Source organism: Paracoccus sp. (in: a-proteobacteria) (genome assembly GCF_030538755.1).
Classification (GTDB): Bacteria; Pseudomonadota; Alphaproteobacteria; order Rhodobacterales; family Rhodobacteraceae; genus Paracoccus.
This window is the reverse complement of sequence record NZ_JAUNTJ010000012.1, coordinates 23,430-44,332: the sequence shown is the minus strand read 5'-3', so window position 1 is coordinate 44,332 and position 20,903 is coordinate 23,430. Positions and strand designations below refer to the sequence as shown.

The window sequence follows — 20,903 nt, the reverse complement described above, 5'->3', positions numbered from 1 at the left end:
GCACTATAGGCACTGGGCCGCCATGTGCCAGCAGATCAGGGCAAATCGGCCTCGATCACCATGCCGCTGTGACCGAACATCGGCCCGCCGCCACCTGCAACCAGCAAGGCCCCGCGAGAATCGCCGATCACGGCCAGCGACCCCGCCCGTCCCGTTACCGGAGTGCCGATGGGCGCGCCCAACAAGGTCAGCTGTTCCCGCGCGCGCCGCACCTTTTCCACCGGCATCGGCGCGGCTTCGGCAAACTGGTTATAGGTTTCGGGCGATCCGGTCATGCCCTGAAACCCGCGCGACTGATACATGGCGCGCAATTCGTCGAACCGTTTCAGATAGCGGTTGGCATGAACCGGCGTGCGGGAATGAAATGCCCCCGCCGCCGCCCGCCAGTCGCCGGTTTCCTGATAAAGCTGCCGCACAAAGCGCGCCGCATAGCGCGCGTTCGTCATCGGGTCCAACATCGCGGCAACCGAAGGAAAATTCTCGCCATGCCAGCGATAATTCAACTGAAAACAGCCAACATCAACGCTGGGGCGGCCCATGGCGATGCGGTCCTCGACATAGGCCAGCGCGCTGGCCGGATCATCGAACCACGACCCCGAACCATCGGCATTCGCGCTCCACGCCCAGGGGCGCACAACGCCGTTGCGGCGGCGTCCGGTTTCGGTCAGCGTCAGCCCGGCCAGAATGTCGGCTGGCACCCCGCTTTCTGCGGCGGCCTGCATGGCAGCATGTTCACAGACCGACGCGCCCGCGTCCGGGTCATCCAGCCGCAACCGCGCCTGTGAACCATCGGCCCAGCATAGCACCAGCATCAGCCCCAGCAGCACCTGCCGCACAAAGGCATGGCCCGCGCGGGCGATAAAGTGGATCGAGGATCGGGTCATCAGGCTTACCGGCGTTCTGCTGTTCCGGCCCGATGTAACAGTCACAGGTTAAGATGAGGTTTCCAGCCAGCCATTACAGCGGAGGCGAGCCTGTCGCCCGACAAAGGAGGCAAATTTTTCGGGAAACCCGCCCGGCAGGGGCGAAGTGGTGCCGGTGAAGGGACTCGAACCCCCGACCCCATCATTACGAATGACGTGCTCTACCAGCTGAGCTACACCGGCACTGGTGGCGGCGCGGATAGCAGGTTCCGACACCGGGGAAAAGAGGGGGCGGCGCATTTTTCCGCCCCTTCTGACGTTTTAACGATGGATCAGCCTCTGCGCCTGTCCGCTGCGGCATCCGTTGCGCCTGCGGCACCTTTGCCGGCACGGTTCATCGCCTGATATTCATGTTCGGGGATGTCGAACTCCGCCGTGCGGATCGGCTGAGGTTCGGGCGCGGGCGGTTCTGGCACGGGTTCAACGGTCTGCACCGGATCGGGCCGCTTGGGCGCGGGCTCGGTGACGGGTGGCTGGACCGCCGGGGCCGCAACTGTTTCAACCGGCTGCCGAATTGGCGCGGGCGCAGGTGTCGTTACCGTCGCCGAAGGGGCCACGCGGACGTAATCATCCTCGCGCGGGACCATGCCGGGCGCGACATTCGCCACCTCGGATTCGGCCTTGCTGGCCTTGACCTCGGGCTTGGGAACCGGAACCGGCTCTGGCTCGGTCACGGTTTCGACGCCGGCCGAGGGCTGTGCCATCTGCGGCGCAGGCGTGGGGGCAGGTTCGGGTTCGGGGGTGATGTCCTGCGGTTTGGGCGCAGGCGGCTTGGCGGCACCCGGACCGATCAGCAGCGGCAGCATTTCGGCACCGGCGGGGGCCGCGCCGTTGTGCTTTTCGTCCGGCTCACGCCAGCTGAGCGTATCAAACCCGCCGCAGCTATCGCAGACCGGAGACCAGTTCTGCATGACATTCTGACACTTGTCACAGCACCATTGCGGGCCACGGCTGGCGGTCAGCGCACGGGCCAGCCAGCCGCGCACCACGGCCTCGTCTGCGCCCTCGCCACGTTCGACGGCGGCCATGATCGACAAGGTGCGCACCGTCGGATGCACCTCGGCCAGATCGCCAAGCGCGCGGCGGGCACCGGGGAAATCCTCGGTTGCCAGCAGCAGTTCGGCGCTGAGCAGACGCGATTCTTCGTGATCGGCGTTCTTGCGGATCAGCGTCTGGAACCGCGCAAGCCGTGCATCCGGCGTTTCATCCGGGGCGATCTCGGCATAAGCGGCGGCAACATCGGGATGCGGCCGCACCGACCAGGTTTTTTCCAGAACCCGCGCGGCGTTACGGAAATCTTTCTGCGCGATATAGCTGCGCGCCGCCAGCACAGCCGCCGGGATCAGATCGGGGCTGGCGCGGTTGGCAGAAATCGCCGCCTCGCGCGCGCTGATGGAACTGCCGTGGGCCAGAACCTCGGACGCTTCTTGCAGGGCCAGAACAGCGTCGCGGCGGATATGCACATCCTTGGGCAGATCGCCCCGCTTGCGCTTGTCCTTAAGCACCGCGCGGGCACCGTGCCAATCGCCTTCCTGCGTCTGCAATTGCAGCAGCGTATCCTGAATTTCCGTATGGCGCGGCTTCAGCGCATAGGCCTTTTGCGCCAGCAGCAGCGCGGTTTTGGTGTCGCCATCGGCCAGCGTTTGCCGCATCAGCCCCCGCACCCCGACAAAGCGGGTGCGTTCGTCATCCAGCAGCTTGCGATAGATCTGGCCCGCGCGGTCGGAATCGCCGGCAACCTCGGCGGCCTGCGCGGCCAGAAGGTTGGTGATATGCGGGCGATCCAGATATTTTTCCGCCTTGGCCGCCTTGTCCATCGCCAGACGCCCCTCGCCCGAGGCGACGGCCAGCATCCCCTCGCCCAGGGCCTCATAACCCTTACGCTCGCGCGAGCGGGCGAAATAGCGGTTGATCGCGGTTTCATCCCCGGCAAGAAAGCGCAGGAACGCGATGACCAGCCCAAGCGCGCGCAGCACAACCCAGCCCGCAACCATCAGCAGCGCGACCGCCACCACCAGTTGCAGCGGGCCAAGCGTCAGTTCAGTGCCCGCAAATTCCAGCCGCAGCGGCTGACCGCTTTCCGACAGATGCATGGCACCCAGCGCGACCGCCAGCACCACACCAAAGAAGAACAGGATTTTCAGCAGGGACAGAAGCATCATGTTCCTCGTTAATTGGATTGACCGGAAAGTTCGGACAGCGCGTCATGCGCCGCCTGCCACGCCTGCGCGCCCGCCAGCCATTCGGCCATCGGCGCCACGTTACGCGCGGTTTCGGGCAGCGTGCCGATTTCGGACAGCGCCGCCCCGATGTTGCCCGCATCAACGGCGGCACCGGCGCGCGACAGAACCGCATCCGGGTCGTCGCCGTCGCGCGGGGTGACAGACCGGGCACCCGTCTGGACACGCAGAAAGTTCCCGACTGCCCCCAAGGCCCCACCGTCGCTGGCATCCTCGCGCAGCGCGGCACGCAGAGCGGCGCGGGCAGCGGCGGGATAGTCGGCCTGCAATGCGGCCAGCGTCGGCGCGCCTGCGGTCACGGCGGCGGGCGGTTCGACCCCGGCGCTGCGCAACTGTTCGGCGGCGGCATCGGTGGACACGCCCTGATCCAGCGCGGTTTGCAGCGATGCGATGGCAGCCAGCGCCTCGGCCCGGCGGGTGGATTCAGCGGCGGCCTGTTGCAGACGCTCGGCCTCGGACTGGGCGTCGGCGATGCGGGATTCGGCATCCGCCGCTGCGGCGGCAAGCTGTGCCTCCAGCGTTTCACCCTGCGCGACCAATGCCTGCATCCGTTCCGCCAGCGCCGGGTCAAGGGCCGGGCGCGCCGCCAGTTCCGCGATCTGCGCGGCCTGCTGTTGCACCTGCTGCGCCAGCGCGGCCACGGCCTGCGGCGAAGCCCCCTCATCGGGCAGAGTCAGCGCGGCGATTGCCTCTTGCGCGGCGGTTTCGCCTGCCTGCCGGGCCTGTTCGCCGGTCTGCGCGACATTGCCTTCGATTTCGTCCAGCCGCGTTTCCAGCGCCGACAGATCGGGCGCATCAGGCGGCGTCAGCGTTTCCAGCGCGGTCGAGATTTCGCCGCGCACATCGTCCAGCGTGATGCCGCTGCCCTGTTCGACGACTTCGACCGGCTGTTCCGGCAGCCAGCCGGGCGGCAGATGCGGCAAGGCCCAGATCGTGGCGGCGGCACCCAGCCCCGCCGCGACCGCGCCGCCAAAGGCCAGCGGCCAAAAGCCGCCGCGCCGCTGAACTGTCACCGGAACCGGCGCGGGGGCGGGTTTGGCTGGTTCTGGCTTGGCAGGCTCTGGCTTGGTGCTTTCGGCTTTGGCGGGTTCAGCCTTGGCAACTTCGGGCCGGCTGGTTTTGGGAATACCGGATTGCGCAACCTCGGGGTCGGCCTTGCCCGGTTTGGCCGCCCCTCCAGCCGCCGCTGGCTGAGTCAGACGCAGCGGCTTGTCCCCGGTCTGGTCCTTTTGATCCGCGCCCGGCTTTTTCGCGGCAGCCGGGCGGGGCTGGCCTTGCGGTTGCCCCAAAAGGTTGCTGTCGGCGGGCGTAATATCGCCGCCCTTGGCCGTGGCCCCGGCCGGATCGCCTGCGGCAACCGGGCGCGATTCGATCACCTTGCCGGGCATGGCGGCTGTTTTCCTGGTGTTCCCGGCCCCGGTGTCATTCTCTGAATTGGTCACGTCTTGAATCCCCGTCAGAATCGCCCGGCACAGGGCGGCGTAGCACGTTGAGCGGCAGTCTAGAGGGCGCGCGCCCTTGCCTCAACCCGCGCCGGTCAGGATTGTTCCGGCGCGATCAGGCGACGAATCGCCTCATGGATGCCTTTCGCATCCGGCGATGCCGCTGTTTCGCAGCGCGCCGCTGGCCCCTGCCACGCCGCCCGCGCCGCCTCGCTGATCGGGGCGATCCATAAAGGTGCCCGCGCCCCCGCCGCCATATCCGCCGCCAACCGGGCCGAGCGGGGCGAAAACAGCGGCAGGATGACCGGCGCCTGACCTGCCAGCAGATCCAGCGCCTGCGGCGGTGGCGCCTGCGGCACCTGATCGTAAACCACCACGCCGCGCGCCCCCAGATCGCGAGCGATGTGGCGTCCGCGCGGGTGAATCAGGTCGGCGACAACCGGCGCGATCATCGGTGCCAGCCCCGCCGCATCGCCCGGCCCCTCGACCACATCAAAGCCCGCCGCCCGCGCCGCCGCCGCCGTATGCCCGCCCACGCACCACGCGCGCCGCCCCCGCCCCGCCCCGGCCGAGGGCACGGCGTGGGCCGAGGTAAACAGCAGCGCATCGGCCTGTGCCAGCAGCGCCGGATCATGGGGCACCGGCTCGATCCGCAGCAGGGGGGCGATCAGCACCGGCAAAGGCGCAAGCGCCGGATCACCGGCCAGACGGGCGGCGAAACGGTCACTGTCGGCCCTGGGCCGGGACAAAAGGATAGTCGGCAGCGGCATTGGCAAGCCCCCGGCAAGGGTGTTACGGACCAAGGGGTAAATCGCCTTTCCCTTTGCCACAAGCACCCATGACCGACCTGACCTTTCTTGGCATCGAAAGCAGTTGCGACGACAGTGCCGCCGCCGTAGTGCGGGGCGACCGGGCGATTCTGGCCTCGGTCGTGATCGGGCAGTCGGCGCTGCACGCCGATTACGGCGGCGTCGTGCCTGAAATCGCCGCCCGCGCCCATGCCGAGCGGCTGGATCTGTGCGTCAGCGCGGCGCTGAAACAGGCGGGGCTGAACCTGCGCGACCTTGACGGAATCGCCGTGACCGCCGGGCCGGGGCTGATCGGCGGGGTGATGGCGGGCGTCATGCTGGCCAAGGGGATCGCCGCCGGAACCGGGCTGCCGCTGATCGGCGTCAACCACCTTGCCGGCCATGCGCTGACGCCGCGGCTGACCGAGGGGCTGGCTTACCCCTATCTGATGCTGCTCGTTTCCGGCGGGCATTGCCAGTTTCTGCGCGTCGATGGGGCCGATGCCTTTACCCGCCTTGGCGGCACCATCGACGACGCCCCCGGCGAGGCATTCGACAAACTGGCCAAGCTGCTGGGCCTGCCGCAACCCGGCGGCCCCGCTGTCGAGGCCGAGGCCGCGCAGGGCGATCCGGCCCGATTTGCCCTGCCCCGCCCGCTGCTGGACAGGCCGGGCTGCGATCTGTCGTTTTCCGGCCTGAAAACCGCCGCGCTGCGCCTGCGCGACGATCTGGCTGCGGCGCAGGGCGGGTTGTATGAACAAGACCGCCGCGATCTCTGCGCCGCCTTTCAGGCCGCCGTCGCCGATGTGCTGGCGGAAAAATCCCGCCGCGCACTGGCAGCCAGCCCCGCCCCGGTGCTGGCCGTCGCCGGGGGGGTGGCCGCGAACCGCAGCATCCGCGCGGCGCTGGAACAGGTCGCAGCCAAGGCGGGCGCGCGCTTTGTTGCGCCGCCACTGGCGTTGTGCACCGACAATGCCGCGATGATCGCATGGGCCGGGATCGAGGCGTTCCGCACTGGCCGCCGCGACGACATGACCCTTGCCGCGCGCCCCCGCTGGCCGCTGGATCAGACCGCCGCCCCGATGCTGGGCGCGGGCAAGCGTGGCGCCAAGGCGTGACATTGCCGCGCCGCCGCCTATAAAGGCCGCATGATGGAACACCTGCCGCCCGAAGCGAAAATCCTGATCCTGAACGCCGCCTGTCTGGCGGTGGCCTATCTGGGCATCTACCCATCCATGCGGCACAAGACGATGCTGCGGCTGGCCGTCGCCGATCTGGGCGTCACCTTGGCGGCCCTTGCTGCGGCGGGGGCGATGTTCGCGGGGACCGGCACACAGTTCTGGCTGCTGGGGCTGCACACCGGCTGGGCTGGCTTTTCCATCGTCACGCTGATCGCAATGGGCTATCCGCTGATGCGCTGGTTCCTGCGCCGCCACCACATCATTCCGGGCAAACAGGCATGAGCGTCGCCATCCTTGGCGCAGGTGCCTTTGGCACAGCCCTTGCCGTGGCGCTCGCCGCGCGCGGGCCGGTTGTGCTGTGGGGCCGCCGGATCGATTGGGGGCGCACCAACCCGCATCTGCCGGGCGTCACCATCCCTGACAACGTGCATATCACCGACCGGCTGAGCGAGGCGCTGTCCGACACCATCCTGCTGGCCCTGCCCGCGCAGGTTCTGGGCGGCTTTCTGGCGGATCACGCCAAGGATCTGGACGGGCGCAATCTGGTCAGCTGCGCCAAGGGCATCGACCTGCGGCGCCTGACCGGGCCATCTGCGCTGATCGCCGATGCCTGCCCTGCGGCGACTCCGGCGGTTCTGACGGGGCCAAGCTTTGCAGCCGACATCGCACGCGGCCTGCCCACCGCGCTGACGCTGGCCTGCGCCGATCCGGCTGCGGGCAAGGCGTTGCAGCACGATCTGGCCACGCCCACGCTGCGGCTTTACCGCACCACCGATGTTGCCGGTGCCGAACTGGGCGGGGCGCTGAAAAACGTCGTCGCCATCGCAGCGGGGGCGGCCATTGGCGCGGGCCTTGGCGATTCAGCCCGCGCCGCGATCCTGACGCGCGGCTTTGCCGAGATGATGCGGCTGGCCCCGGCGCTGAACGCCCGGCCCGAAACGCTGGCCGGGCTGTCGGGGCTGGGGGATCTGGCCCTGACCTGCACATCGGAACAGTCGCGCAACTTTCGTTTTGGCCACGCGCTTGGCTCGGGTGCCGATTGGGATGCCGCGACCACGGTTGAAGGCGCAGCCACCGCGCGCGCCGTCACCGAACTGGCCCCCCGGCTGGGCGTCGATATGCCAATCGCCGCCGCCGTTGCCCACCTTTCCGCCGGCGAAATCTCTGTCGCCACCTGTATCGACCTGCTGCTCAGCCGCCCATTGAAAGAGGAATAGACCATGCCCCTGTTCGCCGTCATCTGCCGCGACAATCCCGATATGCTGCAAACCCGCCTGGATACGCGCGACGCGCATCTGGCCTTTCTGCGCGGATCAGACGTGCTGCGCATGGCTGGCCCGCTGATCGAAGACGGCGAGATGCGCGGCTCGCTGCTGGTGATCGAGGCTGACGATCTGGCCGCCGCCACGGCATGGGCCGCCGATGATCCCTATAAAGCGGCGGGCCTGTTCGCCAGCGCCGAGGTGATCGAGTGGAAAAAGGTGATCGGCTGATGAACTATTGGCTGTTCAAATCCGAGCCCGATGTGTTCAGTTGGGATGATCTGGTCGCGCGCGGTGCGGCTGGCGAACAATGGGACGGCGTGCGCAATTATCAGGCGCGCAACAATATGCGGGCCATGGCTGTTGGGGATCGCGGCCTGTTTTATCATTCGAACATCGGCAAAGAGATGGTCGGCATCGTCGAGGTCTGCGCCGAGGCCCACCCGGATTCCACCGCAGACGATCCCAAATGGGAATGCGTGGACGTGCGGGCGGTAAAGCCGCTGTCGCAGCCGGTCAGTCTGGATCAGGCCAAAACAGAACCCCGCCTGTCCGATATGGTTCTGGTGACCAACAGTCGCCTGTCCGTTCAGCCTGTTACCGAGGCCGAATGGGCGGTTATCATGGACCTGTCCGGCACCGACGATTGATCGGCAGCCGGAACCATGCTGCACGGGGGATCATGCCGCACGGAGGCGTTGTGCAGGGATCAGCCCAAGCTGCACAGGCCAAGCCAGATAATATCTGCGCGCCATCGCCTGTTCCCGGTTGCGCCCGTTCCCGGCAATCGTGCTGCGCAAGCCCCCCAGCGAGCTTGATCGAGCCAATCAACGCGCCAGCCACTCGACGCGCATCCGGCGAAATGCCCCCCTGCCCGCGCCAAAATCGCGCGTCACTACATCGTGTAAGCAGTCAGCACGCCCACCCTGCCCGTTGCCCCGATACAACCAGCCCGGTGTGCAGCAACCATCAAGCCAGCGGCCACCCAATAACGCCGCAAAATTAAAACGAAGGGTTCCGACCGCCCCAGTGTCAGCCGGAACCCTTCACCCCCAGCGTGCCCCATACCACCACACGCATCAGAGTTCAGATTTCGTTGACTGGCTTTCTGCCGTCGCAACACCGATCTAGCGCAAAGGACGATTCGGGGCAAAGCAATTACCCGCAGCATTTTAATCAAAGCCGCTATTCAGACCCCTTGGGTTCGAAACATCAACGCGCTAATGTCGCCCCACGACCCAAACAGGACCAACCATGACCCAAAGACTTCATCTCGTGTTCGGCGGCGAACTGGTCGATACACAAAGCACCGAATTCCAGGACACGAAAGATATTCATGTCGTCGGGATCTATCCCAACTACGCACTGGCCTTCGACGCATGGAAGGCCGAGGCACAGCGAACCGTTGACAGCGCCTCGACCCGCTATTTCATCGCCCACCTGCACCGCCTGACGGACGAGGCACAGCAAAACAGCCCGACCGCAGAACTGGGAATCTGATGTCGCGGGCGGGGCTGGGTGCCTTGGGGCTGTGGCTGCACCTGCGCAACCGCCCCGCTGCCCGGCTGGACCCATACGACTTGCCCTCGGGCGACGGCCCGCTGATCGTCCTCTGCCCCGGCACTGGCACACGCCCGGCCATCCGCCGCGTGACCGAGGCGATGCGCCTGATGGCCCCGGACATCCGGCTGATCTTGCCGGGGCAGGATAATGTGCCGGATTTCAGCGACGATCCGGTGGCCGCGCCGCAGTTCATCACCAACGCCCGGCCCTCTGCGGTGCTGTTGTTCGGTGACGCCCTGCCCCCCGCGCTGATCGACGCCGCGACACGCGCCAATATCCCCGTGATCCTGATCGAGGCGCAGATCAACGCCAACACCTCGGGGTGGACGCTCTCGGGCGGGATGCAGCGGCGTTTGATGTCATCGCTGACCCTTGTCATGGTCGCCGACCAACCTTCGCGCGATGCCGCACGGCTGCTGAGCGTGGCCGAGGCCCGCCTGCGGCTGACCGGGCCAGTCGCCGAAATCCACGACCCCCTACCCTGTGTCGAGGCGGAACGCATGGCACTGGCCACCATGTTGCGCGGGCGCCTGATCTGGCTGGCCGCATCTGTCCCCCTGGCCGAAGAACAGGCCGTGATCGAGGCTCACCGCGCCGCCCTGCGCCAATCGCACCGGGCGTTGCTGATCTTTGTGCCCAATCGCGCCGAACGCGCGGCATCGCTGGCGGACGCGCTGGAAACCAGCGGTCTGGCCGTCGCACGGCGCAACGACGAAGAAGACCCGACAAGCGAGGTTCAGGTTCTCGTGGCCGAGGATATGCAGGAAATCGGCCTGTGGTATCGGCTGGCTCAGGTCAGTTTCATGGGCGGCACCCTGTCTGGCCGCGATGGCGAGGCGCGCCATCCCTTTGAACCTGCGGCACTTGGATCGGCCATCATCCGCGGCCCGGCCATCGGTGCCTTTGAAACCGAGTGGCGACAGCTGGACGGCGCCGGGGCCAGCCGCAGCGTGCGCGATGCCGCCGGATTGGCCGATGCGGTGGCCGACCTGATCCAGCCCGAGCTGGCCGCGCGGCTGGCTGGCCACGCATGGACAGTCAGCACCGGCGGCGCAGTGGTTGCACGGCAAATTGCGCAGCCCGTGCTGGACCTGATCCACGAAAGAGCGCCCACATGACCCGCCCTCCCCGCTTTTGGTATCGCTCCCCGCCAACATGGGCGGCCCGCCTGCTGTCACCCTTGGGCGCGCTTTACGCCGCAGGAACATCGCGCCGATTGGCTCGGGGGGCGCGGAACCGGCTGGAGGTGCCGGTGATCTGCGTCGGCAATCTGAACGCAGGCGGCACCGGAAAAACGCCGACCGTGATCCATCTGATGCAGCTTTTGCAGACACGCGGCGTGGCGGCGCATGTCGTGTCCCGCGGCTATGGCGGACAGGCAACCGCCCCCCTGCGCGTGGACGAACGTTCGCACGATACCGCCCTGACCGGCGACGAACCCTTGCTGATCGCAGCCTTCGGGCCGGTCTGGGTCGGCAAGGACCGGCTGGCGACCACACAGGCCGCCGTTGCGGCAGGCGCGCAGGCCATCGTGCTGGATGATGGCTTTCAGGATGGATCGCTGGCCCATGACCTGTCACTGATCGTGGTCGATGCCGCCAAAGGGTTCGGCAACGGCATGTGCCTGCCCGCCGGCCCGCTGCGCGAACCGGTTCAAACCGGGCTGGCCCGCGCCGATCTGCTGCTGGCAATCGGCGATGGCTTCAGCCCCCCGACCAAAGCCCCCCCGCTGCTGCATGGCAGGCTGACGCCACTCCAGACCGGCATCGACTGGCAGGGGCACAGAGTGCTGGCCTTTGCCGGAATCGGCCACCCGGAAAAATTCTTTGCCACCCTGCGCACTCTGGGCGCAGACATCGCACGAGCCGAGGCGCTGGACGATCACCAGCCCTTCACCCCCGCCCTGCTGACCCGTCTGGAAACTGAATCCCGCTTGCTGGGGGCGCAACTGGTGACGACAGAAAAAGACGCCGTGCGCCTGCCCCGCAGCTTCCGCCCCAAGGTGCTGGCACTGCCCGTGCGGCTGGAACTGAACGACCCCACGCCCCTGAACACAGCGCTGGACAAACTCCTGACCCAAGCCGGCATCTTTGGTCCCTAAATATCCTCAGGGGGTGAATTGGCCGCAGGCCAAGAGGGGGCGCGAGCGCCCCCTTTCTCATGTCCGCAAACTGCCGCCGGTCGCCTTTGTCACCTTGTCGATGATCTTGGCGCTGACGGCCTCGATCTCGGCATCGGTCAGGGTCTTGTCGCGTGGTTGCAGCCGGGCGGTAATCGCAATGGATTTCTGACCGCCGTCCAGCCCGGTGAACTGGTCGAACACGCTGACTTTTTCGATCAGCGCCTTGTCCGCCCCCGCTGCGGCATTAACCAATGTCAGCGCCTCGACCTGCGCATCGACGACAAAGGCAAAGTCCCGCTCGACCGCTTGCAAGCCCGAGCTATCCAGCGCGGGCCGTGCCGGAGTGCGCGTTTTCGGGAAAGGCACAGCGGCGATATGCAGGGTAAAGGCCACTGCCGGACCTTTGACATCCATCGCCTTCAGCACGCGCGGGTGCAACTCGCCGAATGTCGCCAGAACATTCGGACCCAAAGCAATATTCCCCGCCCGGCCCGGATGCCACCAGCCGTCCAGCTTGCGGTTGATCTGCGCCTTGGCCGGAGCGCCGATGGCCGACAGCAGCGCCTCGACATCGGCCTTGGCATCATACAGATCAACCTTGCGGCGAGAGCCGAACGGATCGCGCGGTGCCGTCGCACCGACCAGCAGGCCAGCCAGTTGCAGCGCCTGATCGCCCGGCTCACCACCCGAAAAGACCGGGCCAACCTCGAACAGCGCCAGATCGGCAAAGCCGCGCGCCTGATTGCGCGCCGCCGCTGCCAGCAAGCCCGGCAGCAAATCCGGCCGCAGATGGGTCATTTCCGAGGAAATCGGGTTATCAACCCGCACCGCATCAGCCCCGCCGCCAAACAACGTCGCCTGATCCGCGCTGATAAAGCTGTAGGTAACGCATTCATTATAGCCAAGGCTTGCCGCCATCCGCCGCGCGGCCTTTTCGCGAACTTGCAAGGGCGTCAGCACCGGGCGCGGCACGCCCGGGCGCGGGCGCGGCAGCGGCTTGCCCTGCAATCTGGTCAGGCTGGCGATCCGGGCGATCTCTTCGACCAGATCGGCCTCTCCCAGAATGTCGGGGCGCCAGCTTGGCACCTGCGCCATATCGCCATCCATGGTGAATCCAAGCGATTCCAGCGTCTTGCGTTGAACATCTGCCGGAATATCCAGCCCGACGAGGCTGGCCGTGCGCGCGGGGTCCAGCCGATAGGCGCGGGTCTTGTCGGGCACCGCGCCCGCCGTCACAACATGCGACGGCTCGCCGCCGCAAAGGTCGATCACCATTTGCGTCGCGCGATCCAGCCCCTCCAGCGTAAAGGCCGGGTCGATGCCGCGTTCAAAGCGATAACGCGCATCCGAGTTGATCTTCAGCGCCCGCCCTGTCGCGGCGATGCTGATCGGGTCGAAATAGGCCGCCTCGATAAAGACATCCGTCGTGTCCCCCTGACTGCCCGAGCGCGCGCCGCCCATCACCCCCGCGATACTGTCCGGCCCGTGATCGTCGCAGATCACCACGGCACCTTCCGGCAGGCTGTAGGTCTTATCGTCCAGCGCCGTCACCTGTTCGCCCGCCTTCGCGGCGCGCAGCTTAAGCCCGCCAGAAATGCGGCCAACATCAAAGACATGCAGCGGCCTGTTCAGGTCATAGGTGAACAGGTTGGTAATATCGACCAGAGTGCTAATGGGGCGCAAACCAATGGCCCGCAGCCGCTGCTGCAACCAGTCAGGCGACGACCCATTCTTGACGCCGCGCACCACACGACCCGCGAAAAACGGCGCCTTTTCAGCAATTTCAGGCGCAATGCTGACGCCAATCGGGCTGTCAAACCGCCCCTCGACCGATACATCGGCCAAAGGTTTCAGCACCCCAAGCCCCCGCGCCGCCAGATCACGCGCGATCCCCCGCACGCCAAGCGCGTCGGGGCGGTTCGGCGTGATCTTGATATGGATCATCGGGTCGATCTTTTCGGGCGCATGTTCCGCCAGCCAATCGGTAAACCGCTGCCCGACCGCGCCCGAGGGCAACTCGATGATGCCGTCATGTTCGTCAGACAGTTCCAGCTCGCGTTCGCTGGCCATCATGCCGTGGCTTTCCACGCCGCGGATTTTACCGACCGACAGGGTGGTGTCGATGCCGGGAACATAATCGCCCGGCTTGGCCAGCACACCAACCAGCCCTGCCCGCGCATTCGGCGCACCGCAAACGATCTGCTTTTCGCCCTCATCCGTTTCCACACGCAGCACCCGCAGCCGGTCAGCATCCGGGTGCTGTTCCGCATGAGCGATCCGCGCGATGGTAAAGCCCGCCAGCCTGGCCGCCGGGTCGATGATGTCCTCGACCTCAAGGCCAAGATCGGTCAGCGCCTCGGCGATTTCCGAGACGGTGGCGGTGGTGTCGAGATGCTCTTTGAGCCAGGAGAGGGTGAATTTCATTTACGGCTCCTTTTGGTTGCCCCGTGATTAGCCCCGGATAATGAAAGCGTCCAGAGGGGAGCCGAAACGCTTTATTAACGTGATGCGGCTATATGTCAGGCATGTCGCGTTATATCCGTCCTCGTCGGCCTGGCGTCCCAATTTTCTTCACCGTTGCTCTGGCGCAGCGCAGTTCCCGCATATTGGTCGATGAAAATGCACCGCTCCGACAGGCAGTGCAGATGACGCGGGCAGAGCGGCCTTTCGGGATCATTGCATGGGTTGTGTTACCCGACCATATGCATTGTATCTGGCAACTGCCTGACGACGATACAGATTACTCCGTGCGCTGGCGGCTTATCAAGTCGCGCTTCTCACGCAGTTTGCCGATTGGGCCGCGCCGCGCCAGCCATATAAGGCGGAATGAGCGGGGGCTATGGCAGCGACGCTTTTGGGAACACCATATCAGAGACGAGGCCGATCTTACTGCGCATATCCGCTATTGCTGGTGGAACCCGGTCAAGCATGGCCTTGTGAGCCAGCCAGAGGATTGGCCGTATTCATCCTTTCGCCGGGAGACACAGAGCAATGTCATTGGTGCGTGCAAGCACACACCCTACGCGCCGTAGGGTGCGTGTTCACACGCACCCCCTACAGATCACCGCGACAGCCCCCCGGCCACACTCGGCACATCGCCCGCCGCGAACCCATAATGCCGCAGCCAGCGCAGATCGCTTTCAAAGAACGCGCGCAGATCAGGGATGCCGTATTTCAGCATCGCGATGCGGTCGATGCCCATGCCAAAGGCGAAGCCCTGCCATTCGGTCGGGTCCACGCCCGCCGCCTCCAGCACTTTGGGGTGGACCATGCCGGAGCCGAGGATTTCCAGCCACGAATCCCCCTCGCCGATGGTCAGCTTGCCGCCTTCCCAGCTACAGCGGATGTCCACCTCGGCTGACGGCTCGGTAAAGGGGAAATGGCTGGCGCGGAAGCGGAGTTCGACCTGATCGACCTCGAAAAAGGCGCGGCAGAATTCCTCCAGCGTCCATTTCAGGTTGGCCATGGAAATGTCGCGACCGATGGCCAGCCCCTCGACCTGATGGAACATCGGGGTGTGGGTCTGGTCCATGTCCATGCGATAGACGCGGCCCGGCGCGATCACGCGGATCGGCGCGCCCTGTTCCTGCATGGCGCGGATCTGCACCGGGCTGGTGTGGGTGCGCAGCACATGCGGCGGGCGGGTATCGCCCTCGGCCCGCGCCATGAAAAAGGTATCATGTTCCTGCCGCGCCGGGTGTTCCGGGGCGATGTTCAGCGCGTCAAAGTTATACCAGTCGGATTCGACCTGCGGCCCCTCGGCCACGGCAAAACCCATATCGGCAAAGATCGTCGTCACTTCGTCCATGACCTGCGACACGGGGTGGATGGTGCCAGCCGGGCGCGGGCGGCCCGGCAGGGTCACGTCCAGCCACTCGCCCGCCAGACGAGCGTCCAGCGCCGCATCCTCCAGCGCGGTCTTGCGGGCACGCAGGGCGGCGTCCACCTCGTCGCGCAACTGGTTCAGGGCAACCCCGGCGGTGGCGCGGTCCTCGGGCGTCATCTTGCCCAGTTCGCGCATCATCAGGCTGATTTCGCCCTTTTTGCCCAAGGCGGCGACGCGCACATCCTCGATCGCGGCAGGGTCGGTGGCGTCGGCAATACGGGTCAGCCAGGTCTGGCGCAGAGGGGCAAGGTCGGTCATGTCAGCATCCTTTCCGGTCGGAGGATGCGTTATCATGCAGCGGGCGCGGCGAAAAGACCGCCGCGCCCGCAATTTCGTTCCGCATCAAGGCGCAGCGGCCCCGGTCAGCCCCAGATGCCGCGATCCACGCCGGGGGCGATCCCCGGATGATCGCTGACGCGGAATTCCGGCTCGCGCCCGTCGGCCCGCTGGCGCAGATAATCGCGCGTGACGGCGGCGACGGTGCCCGACAGCAGCACCACGGCGATCAGGTTGATCGTCGCCATCACCCCCATCGAGGCATCGGCGAAATCGAACACCGTCCCCACGGCCTGAACCGCGCCCCAGACCACCATGGCCATCACCCCCACGCGCAGCGCCGTAACAGTCGCCGGATTGCCATGCCCCAGAAAAATCACCGAGTTTTCAGCATAGGCATAATTCCCGATGATCGAGGTAAAGGCGAAAAAGAAGATCGCCACGGCCACAAACGTATGCCCAAAGCTGCCGAAATGTTCGCCCAGAGCCGTCTGCGTCAGCGCCACTCCGGTCAGGGTTTCCGACGGGATCGCGCCTGACAGCAGGATCATCACGGCGGTCGCGGTGCAGACCAGAATCGTGTCGATAAAGACCCCAAGCGCCTGCACAAAGCCCTGACTGGAGGGATGATGCGGGTTCGGCGTGGCGACAGCGGCGATATTGGGGGCCGACCCCATGCCCGCCTCGTTCGAGAACAGCCCGCGCCGGATACCGTTCAGCGCCGCCGCCATGATACCGCCAGCAGTGCCCCATGCGGCCTGCTCGATCCCGAAGGCGTTTTTCACGATATGGCCCAGAATGCCGGGCACTTCGCTGAAATTCGTGGTCAGCACCCAGATCGCGGCCAGCAAATAAGCGCCCGCCATGAAAGGCACCACAAATTCGGCCACGCGCGCGATTTGCGGAATACCGCCAAAGATAATGATGCCAGCCAGAACTGCGACGCCCAGACCGATCCACAGCTTGCTGATGCCGGTGACGCCGGTCATGGCCTCGGCAATGGAATTGGCCTGCACGGCGTTGAAAATCAGGCCGAAACTGATAATCAGCGCGACCGAGAACAGCGCGCCCAGCCAAGGCAGCCTCAAACCATGCGAGATGTAATAGGCCGGGCCGCCGCGATACATGCCGCCGGGGCCATGCACCTTGTAAAGCTGCGCCAGCATCGATTCGGAATAGGCCGTGGCCATGCCGACCAGCGCCACCATCCACATCCAGAAAATCGCCCCCGGCCCGCCATGGGTCAGCGCCACCGCAACCCCGGCGATATTGCCGGTGCCGACACGACTGGCCAGCGAAACGGTCAGCGCCTGAAAGGGCGAGATCCCGTCCTTGTCAGACTGGCTGGACCCCAGAACGCAGCGAAACAGTTCGCCAAAGTGGCGGAACTGCAAAAAGCCCAGCCGGATCGTCAGATACAGACCTACGCCCAGCAGGCCATAGATCAGGATATAGCCCCAGAAGATGGTGTTCAGCTGATCTATCACCCAGACCATGATGTCCCCCTTTCTTTTCTACCTTTAGGGGACTGTCTGCCTGTTTGCGCAACCACGCAAGCGGTTCATACGGTTTCAGGCGCGCGACCGACCGAACCGACCTGCTTGTGCCGCAAATGCTGAAAATATGCCTCGACTGTTCGGAAACTCAGCTCGGCAAGAACATAGGACAGGGCCGAATAGATCAGGAATTGCGCCATTCCCTGCCCCAGACCGATCATGTTCACCACATGCAGCGCGATCAGATGATAGATGTAAATGCCATAGCTGACCTGCCCCACCCTTGCGATCGGGGCCAGCGTCAGGGCCGGGCGCAGGATGTTATCCTCGCGCACAACGATCGAGATCAGGGCGGCAGTCATCGTGCCATGCAGCAGCAGGTTGGGCCAGCCGGTCAGATTGCCCGGCAGGAATTGCAGCAGCAGCAAGATGGCCGGGAACAGCGCCAGCGGCATCCAGCGGCGGCCCAGAACCGGCGCGATCAGGTTAAAGCCGCGCGTGCTGTGCAGCATGACCGCTGCCAGCGACCCCATCAGAATCGGCGCATAGCCCACCGCGCCAATCTGCATGAACAGCGGTCCCAGTTCGAACGCGCGGATACCAAACGGAGCAAGCGTCCCCATCGCGCCGGCAATATTCACCCCGATCAGCACCACCAGCAGCGCGGGCACCCATCGCCATGGTGTCAGGACAAGCAACAGCGGCCAGACAACGTAATATTGCTCTTCAACCGACAGCGACCAGGTGATCGACAGCATCGGGATGTGTTCAGGCAGGTAATTCGACAGGAACAGATAGTAAAACGGCAGGATTTCAAGATATTGCGTCTGCCCCTTGACCAGAATGTAATAGGCTGCAACCGCCGTCACGGCGAGGAAATAGATCGGGATGATCCGCAAGAACCGCCGCCAGTAAAAGCCGCGCAACGATACCGTGCCCGTGTTCGCGCGTTCGCGCAGCAGCAGAGTCGTAATCAGAAAACCGCTGATGACGAAGAAAAAGTCAACGCCGGTAAAGCCACGCTTGGCCAGAACCGCGTCAACGCTGCGCATCAGATCGGAATGATGCCACAGCACCGCAGCGATACAGATAAAGCGCAATCCATCCAGCGATGCGAAATGGCGGGTTTCCAGAAAGCTCTGGTGATCGGGTGTCGGGCGCATGGCAGAAAACAAAAACCGTGAAACAGGATAGCCGCGCATATCATGTGCGTGGCGTGACGCGCAACCATACACCTCCGGCGGGGCGCAGGGTCAGGATCATTCGCGGCTGTGGCGGGGGATGGTCGGGGGCGGGATCAAAGCGGAACCGGGCCAGCAGCGTCGCCAGAATGATGACGGCCTCTTGCACGGCGAAATTCGCGCCGATGCAGATGCGTGGCCCTGCGCCAAAGGGCAGGAACGTGTTTTTGCCGGGTGCTGTCAAAAAGCGGTCTGGATCAAAGGCATCGGGGTGGCGCCACCACATCCGATGACGGTGCAGCGCATAGATCGGCAGCATCACCGTATCACCGGGGCGCACCTCGCGCCCGCCGAGTGTGTCGGCCTTGCGGGCCGTGCGCGACAGAAAGGCGGCGGGCGGATAAAGGCGCAGCGTTTCATCGACGATCCGCGTCAGCAGCGGCAACGCGGGCAGGTCTGCGGCCTCGGCGGCGTCACGGCCAGCCAGCACGGCCTGCGACTCGGCTGCGGCGCGATCCTGTATGGCAGGGTCAAAGGCGCACAGATACAGCGCCCAGGCCAGGGTCAGTGCGGTGGTTTCATGGCCCGCCACGATAAAAGTCAGCAGGTTGTCGCGCAGCTCATCGCGGCTCATGCGGCGTCCGGTTTCCGGGTCTTGCCCTGCGCGCAACAGGTCCAGCAGATCGGGCACCGGGCGCGGCCCGCGCGTGGTCCGTTCGGCGATGGCGCGGTCGGCAAAGGATTTCATCCGCTTGAGCGATGACCCCGAGATCAGACGCCCCGGCCGTGGCACCCAAGCGGGCAGGCCCAGCACGTCAAGAACCGAGACCTTGGCGGTCTGCGCGATATAGGCATCAATCGCGCCGTGAACCAGATCGCGGTCAAACACATCATCGCCTGAAAAGGTGACATCCGAGATGACCTCGAAGGTCGCGGCGACGGTTTCCTGAAACAGATCAATGGATTGACCACCCGCCCGCGCCACCCTTTCGGCACTGGCCCGCGCGGCGGCGGTCATCACCGGACCCAATGCCTGCACGTTGCGGGTGGCAAAGACCGGCGCCGCGGCCCGCCGCTGCCACCGCCAATGCGCGCCCTCGGCGACAAACAGCGACTGGCCGATTGCCGGTTCCAGCAGCATCCGCGTGACCGAGGATTTGGGATAATCGTCTACCCGGTCCTTGAGCACCCGTTCCAGCGCCTCCGGGTCCATCACCATATGCCAGCGGATGCCCAGTTTGCCCGACACCATCGGCTGACGCAGCGCCAGTTCCGGGATCAGTTCCAGCAAATTGCGCCGCGCGGTCATGGCCGAGGCGATGATCCCCAAGGGGCGCGTGGCCAGTTGCACCTTGACCGGCTCGGGCCTTGTGCCATGATCTGACGAGGTGCCCTCCATATTGCCCTTTCCCTGTTCCGTTGCAGCATAGACCGGAACCCGGCAGGTCGCCAACAACGGCTGTGTGAGCGGACGGGCGGTTGGGTTGGCAAGGCCGCGCCCCAAGGTGCGTATTTGGACAAACAGGAAGCGGCGGGCGTTTTCGCAACCTGTCAGACATGAAAAAGCCGCCCCGAGCGGGACGGCCTGTATTCCTGATGCTTGCGCGTGGGCCGATCAGGCGGCGGCGCGGGCTTTTTCGACGATGGCGCCGAATGCCTCGGGTTCGTGGATGGCCAGATCGGCCAGAACCTTGCGGTCAACCTCGATGCCGGATTTCGACAGCAGGTTGATGAAGCGCGAATAGGTCAGGTCGGCGTCGATGGCGCGGACGGCGGCGTTGATCCGCTGAATCCACAGGGCGCGGAAGTTGCGCTTGCGGTTCTTGCGGTCGCGGGTCGCATATTGGTTGGCTTTGTCAACGGCCTGAGTCGCGGTGCGGAAGTTGCGCGAGCGGTTGCCGTAATAGCCCTTGGCCTGATCCAGAACCTTTTTGTGGCGGGCGTGGGTGACTTTGCCGGATTTAACGCGGGACATATCTCAGCTCTCCTCAGCGGTCGTAGGGCATGTATTTCTTGACGATCTTGGTATCAGCTTCGCTGAGGATCATCGTGCCGCGCGCATCGCGGATGAACTTGGTCGTGCGTTTGATCATGCCGTGGCGTTTGCCGGCCTGACCCGATTTGACCTTGCCCGTCGCCGTCATCGAGAACCGCTTTTTCGCGGCCGCTTTGGTCTTCATCTTAGGCATTTTCGTCTCCTTTCAGAGTGAACGCGCGGCTCGGCAATGCCAGACGGGGCCGGCCACGCGGGTGGAAGCGCGCCGTATAGAGGCGCGGCTGCGTAAATGCAAGCGGTTATTGCGCGGGCGCAGGTTCGGGCGCGGCGTCGCCCGTTACCCGGTGCCAGGCCTCGGTAACGCCATCGGCGCTGATCCGGGTCGGGCCATCAAGGAACGGCACTGCCAGAATGGCGGCGATGCCCAGCACCAGCAGGATCGCCGCAGCACGCGGCGGGCGGGTCTGGGCCAGTTGCACGATGGCGAAGATCACCGACAGCAGGCACAGGGCAATGCCGCCAAGAAGCAGAAGGTCGGTCATATGGG

20 protein-coding genes and 1 tRNA gene are annotated in these 20,903 nt (G+C 65.3%); 8 read left to right on the top strand and 13 right to left on the bottom strand.

Annotated elements, in window-relative coordinates; all coding sequences use genetic code 11:
* Positions 1-35 precede the first annotated feature (35 nt).
* The 5 genes from Q4G14_RS09050 to Q4G14_RS09030 form a co-directional block, all read right to left on the bottom strand.
* On the bottom strand, positions 36-884 hold the full coding sequence (locus tag Q4G14_RS09050; RefSeq protein WP_303361415.1) for a hypothetical protein: 849 nt from the start codon (positions 882-884) through the stop codon (positions 36-38).
* Between the two features lie 146 nt (positions 885-1,030).
* Positions 1,031-1,106: transfer RNA gene (locus Q4G14_RS09045), tRNA-Thr, on the bottom strand.
* A gap of 89 nt (positions 1,107-1,195) precedes the next feature.
* Positions 1,196-3,085 carry a heme biosynthesis protein HemY gene (locus tag Q4G14_RS09040; protein ID WP_303361414.1) on the bottom strand — a complete coding sequence of 630 codons (1,890 nt, stop codon included), beginning with the start codon at positions 3,083-3,085 and terminating at the stop codon, positions 1,196-1,198.
* A gap of 8 nt (positions 3,086-3,093) precedes the next feature.
* On the bottom strand, positions 3,094-4,605 hold the full coding sequence (locus Q4G14_RS09035) for a COG4223 family protein (protein WP_303361413.1): 1,512 nt from the start codon (positions 4,603-4,605) through the stop codon (positions 3,094-3,096).
* 95 nt (positions 4,606-4,700) lie between these two features.
* On the bottom strand, positions 4,701-5,375 hold the full coding sequence (locus Q4G14_RS09030) for a uroporphyrinogen-III synthase (RefSeq protein ID WP_303361412.1): 675 nt from the start codon (positions 5,373-5,375) through the stop codon (positions 4,701-4,703).
* Between the two features lie 68 nt (positions 5,376-5,443).
* On the opposite strand from Q4G14_RS09030, the gene tsaD reads away from it, so the two are divergent.
* From tsaD to lpxK, 8 genes are all read left to right on the top strand, one after another.
* Positions 5,444-6,511 carry a tRNA (adenosine(37)-N6)-threonylcarbamoyltransferase complex transferase subunit TsaD gene (gene tsaD / locus Q4G14_RS09025; protein WP_303361411.1) on the top strand — a complete coding sequence of 356 codons (1,068 nt, stop codon included), beginning with the start codon at positions 5,444-5,446 and terminating at the stop codon, positions 6,509-6,511.
* Positions 6,512-6,541: 30 nt separating this feature from the next.
* Positions 6,542-6,856 (top strand): hypothetical protein, encoded by a 315-nt coding sequence (locus Q4G14_RS09020; RefSeq protein WP_303361410.1) that lies wholly within the window; start codon positions 6,542-6,544, stop codon positions 6,854-6,856.
* Positions 6,853-7,791: an NAD(P)H-dependent glycerol-3-phosphate dehydrogenase gene (locus Q4G14_RS09015; RefSeq protein WP_303361409.1), complete on the top strand. Its 939-nt coding sequence runs from the start codon at positions 6,853-6,855 to the stop codon at positions 7,789-7,791. The genes Q4G14_RS09020 and Q4G14_RS09015 overlap by 4 nt, the downstream gene beginning before the upstream one ends.
* Before the next feature lie 3 nt (positions 7,792-7,794).
* Positions 7,795-8,067, top strand: a complete 273-nt coding sequence (locus Q4G14_RS09010; protein ID WP_303361408.1) for a YciI family protein — start codon at positions 7,795-7,797, stop codon at positions 8,065-8,067.
* Positions 8,067-8,486 (top strand): EVE domain-containing protein, encoded by a 420-nt coding sequence (locus tag Q4G14_RS09005; RefSeq protein ID WP_303361407.1) that lies wholly within the window; start codon positions 8,067-8,069, stop codon positions 8,484-8,486. The genes Q4G14_RS09010 and Q4G14_RS09005 overlap by 1 nt, the downstream gene beginning before the upstream one ends.
* A 604-nt stretch (positions 8,487-9,090) precedes the next feature.
* Positions 9,091-9,336, top strand: a complete 246-nt coding sequence (locus tag Q4G14_RS09000) for a DUF4170 domain-containing protein (protein WP_303361406.1) — start codon at positions 9,091-9,093, stop codon at positions 9,334-9,336.
* Positions 9,336-10,517 (top strand): 3-deoxy-D-manno-octulosonic acid transferase, encoded by a 1,182-nt coding sequence (locus Q4G14_RS08995; RefSeq protein WP_303361405.1) that lies wholly within the window; start codon positions 9,336-9,338, stop codon positions 10,515-10,517. The genes Q4G14_RS09000 and Q4G14_RS08995 overlap by 1 nt, the downstream gene beginning before the upstream one ends.
* Positions 10,514-11,500 (top strand): tetraacyldisaccharide 4'-kinase, encoded by a 987-nt coding sequence (gene lpxK, locus Q4G14_RS08990; protein WP_303361404.1) that lies wholly within the window; start codon positions 10,514-10,516, stop codon positions 11,498-11,500. Before Q4G14_RS08995 ends, lpxK begins: the two co-directional genes overlap by 4 nt.
* Before the next feature lie 57 nt (positions 11,501-11,557).
* Here the strand turns inward: lpxK and pheT are convergent, their stop codons facing one another.
* The 8 genes from pheT to Q4G14_RS08945 form a co-directional block, all read right to left on the bottom strand.
* Positions 11,558-13,945 (bottom strand): phenylalanine--tRNA ligase subunit beta, encoded by a 2,388-nt coding sequence (gene pheT / locus Q4G14_RS08985; RefSeq protein WP_303361403.1) that lies wholly within the window; start codon positions 13,943-13,945, stop codon positions 11,558-11,560.
* A 637-nt stretch (positions 13,946-14,582) separates the two neighbouring features.
* Complete coding sequence (gene pheS, locus Q4G14_RS08975; RefSeq protein ID WP_303361401.1) at positions 14,583-15,665, bottom strand: phenylalanine--tRNA ligase subunit alpha; 1,083 nt, start codon at positions 15,663-15,665, stop codon at positions 14,583-14,585.
* A 104-nt stretch (positions 15,666-15,769) separates the two neighbouring features.
* On the bottom strand, positions 15,770-17,179 hold the full coding sequence (locus Q4G14_RS08970; RefSeq protein WP_303361400.1) for a sodium:alanine symporter family protein: 1,410 nt from the start codon (positions 17,177-17,179) through the stop codon (positions 15,770-15,772).
* Between the two features lie 65 nt (positions 17,180-17,244).
* Positions 17,245-18,342, bottom strand: a complete 1,098-nt coding sequence (locus tag Q4G14_RS08965; protein ID WP_303361399.1) for an acyltransferase — start codon at positions 18,340-18,342, stop codon at positions 17,245-17,247.
* 40 nt (positions 18,343-18,382) lie between these two features.
* Entirely contained in the window at positions 18,383-19,759 is a 1,377-nt protein-coding gene (locus Q4G14_RS08960; RefSeq protein WP_303361464.1) for a cytochrome P450, read from the bottom strand.
* A gap of 216 nt (positions 19,760-19,975) precedes the next feature.
* Positions 19,976-20,335: a 50S ribosomal protein L20 gene (gene rplT, locus Q4G14_RS08955; protein ID WP_303361398.1), complete on the bottom strand. Its 360-nt coding sequence runs from the start codon at positions 20,333-20,335 to the stop codon at positions 19,976-19,978.
* Between the two features lie 13 nt (positions 20,336-20,348).
* Positions 20,349-20,549, bottom strand: coding sequence for a 50S ribosomal protein L35 (gene rpmI, locus Q4G14_RS08950; protein ID WP_303361397.1), 201 nt, complete (start codon positions 20,547-20,549; stop codon positions 20,349-20,351).
* Positions 20,550-20,655: 106 nt separating this feature from the next.
* A complete protein-coding gene (locus Q4G14_RS08945; RefSeq protein ID WP_303361396.1) occupies positions 20,656-20,898 on the bottom strand; it encodes a hypothetical protein in 243 nt (80 codons plus the stop codon).
* Positions 20,899-20,903 lie beyond the last annotated feature (5 nt).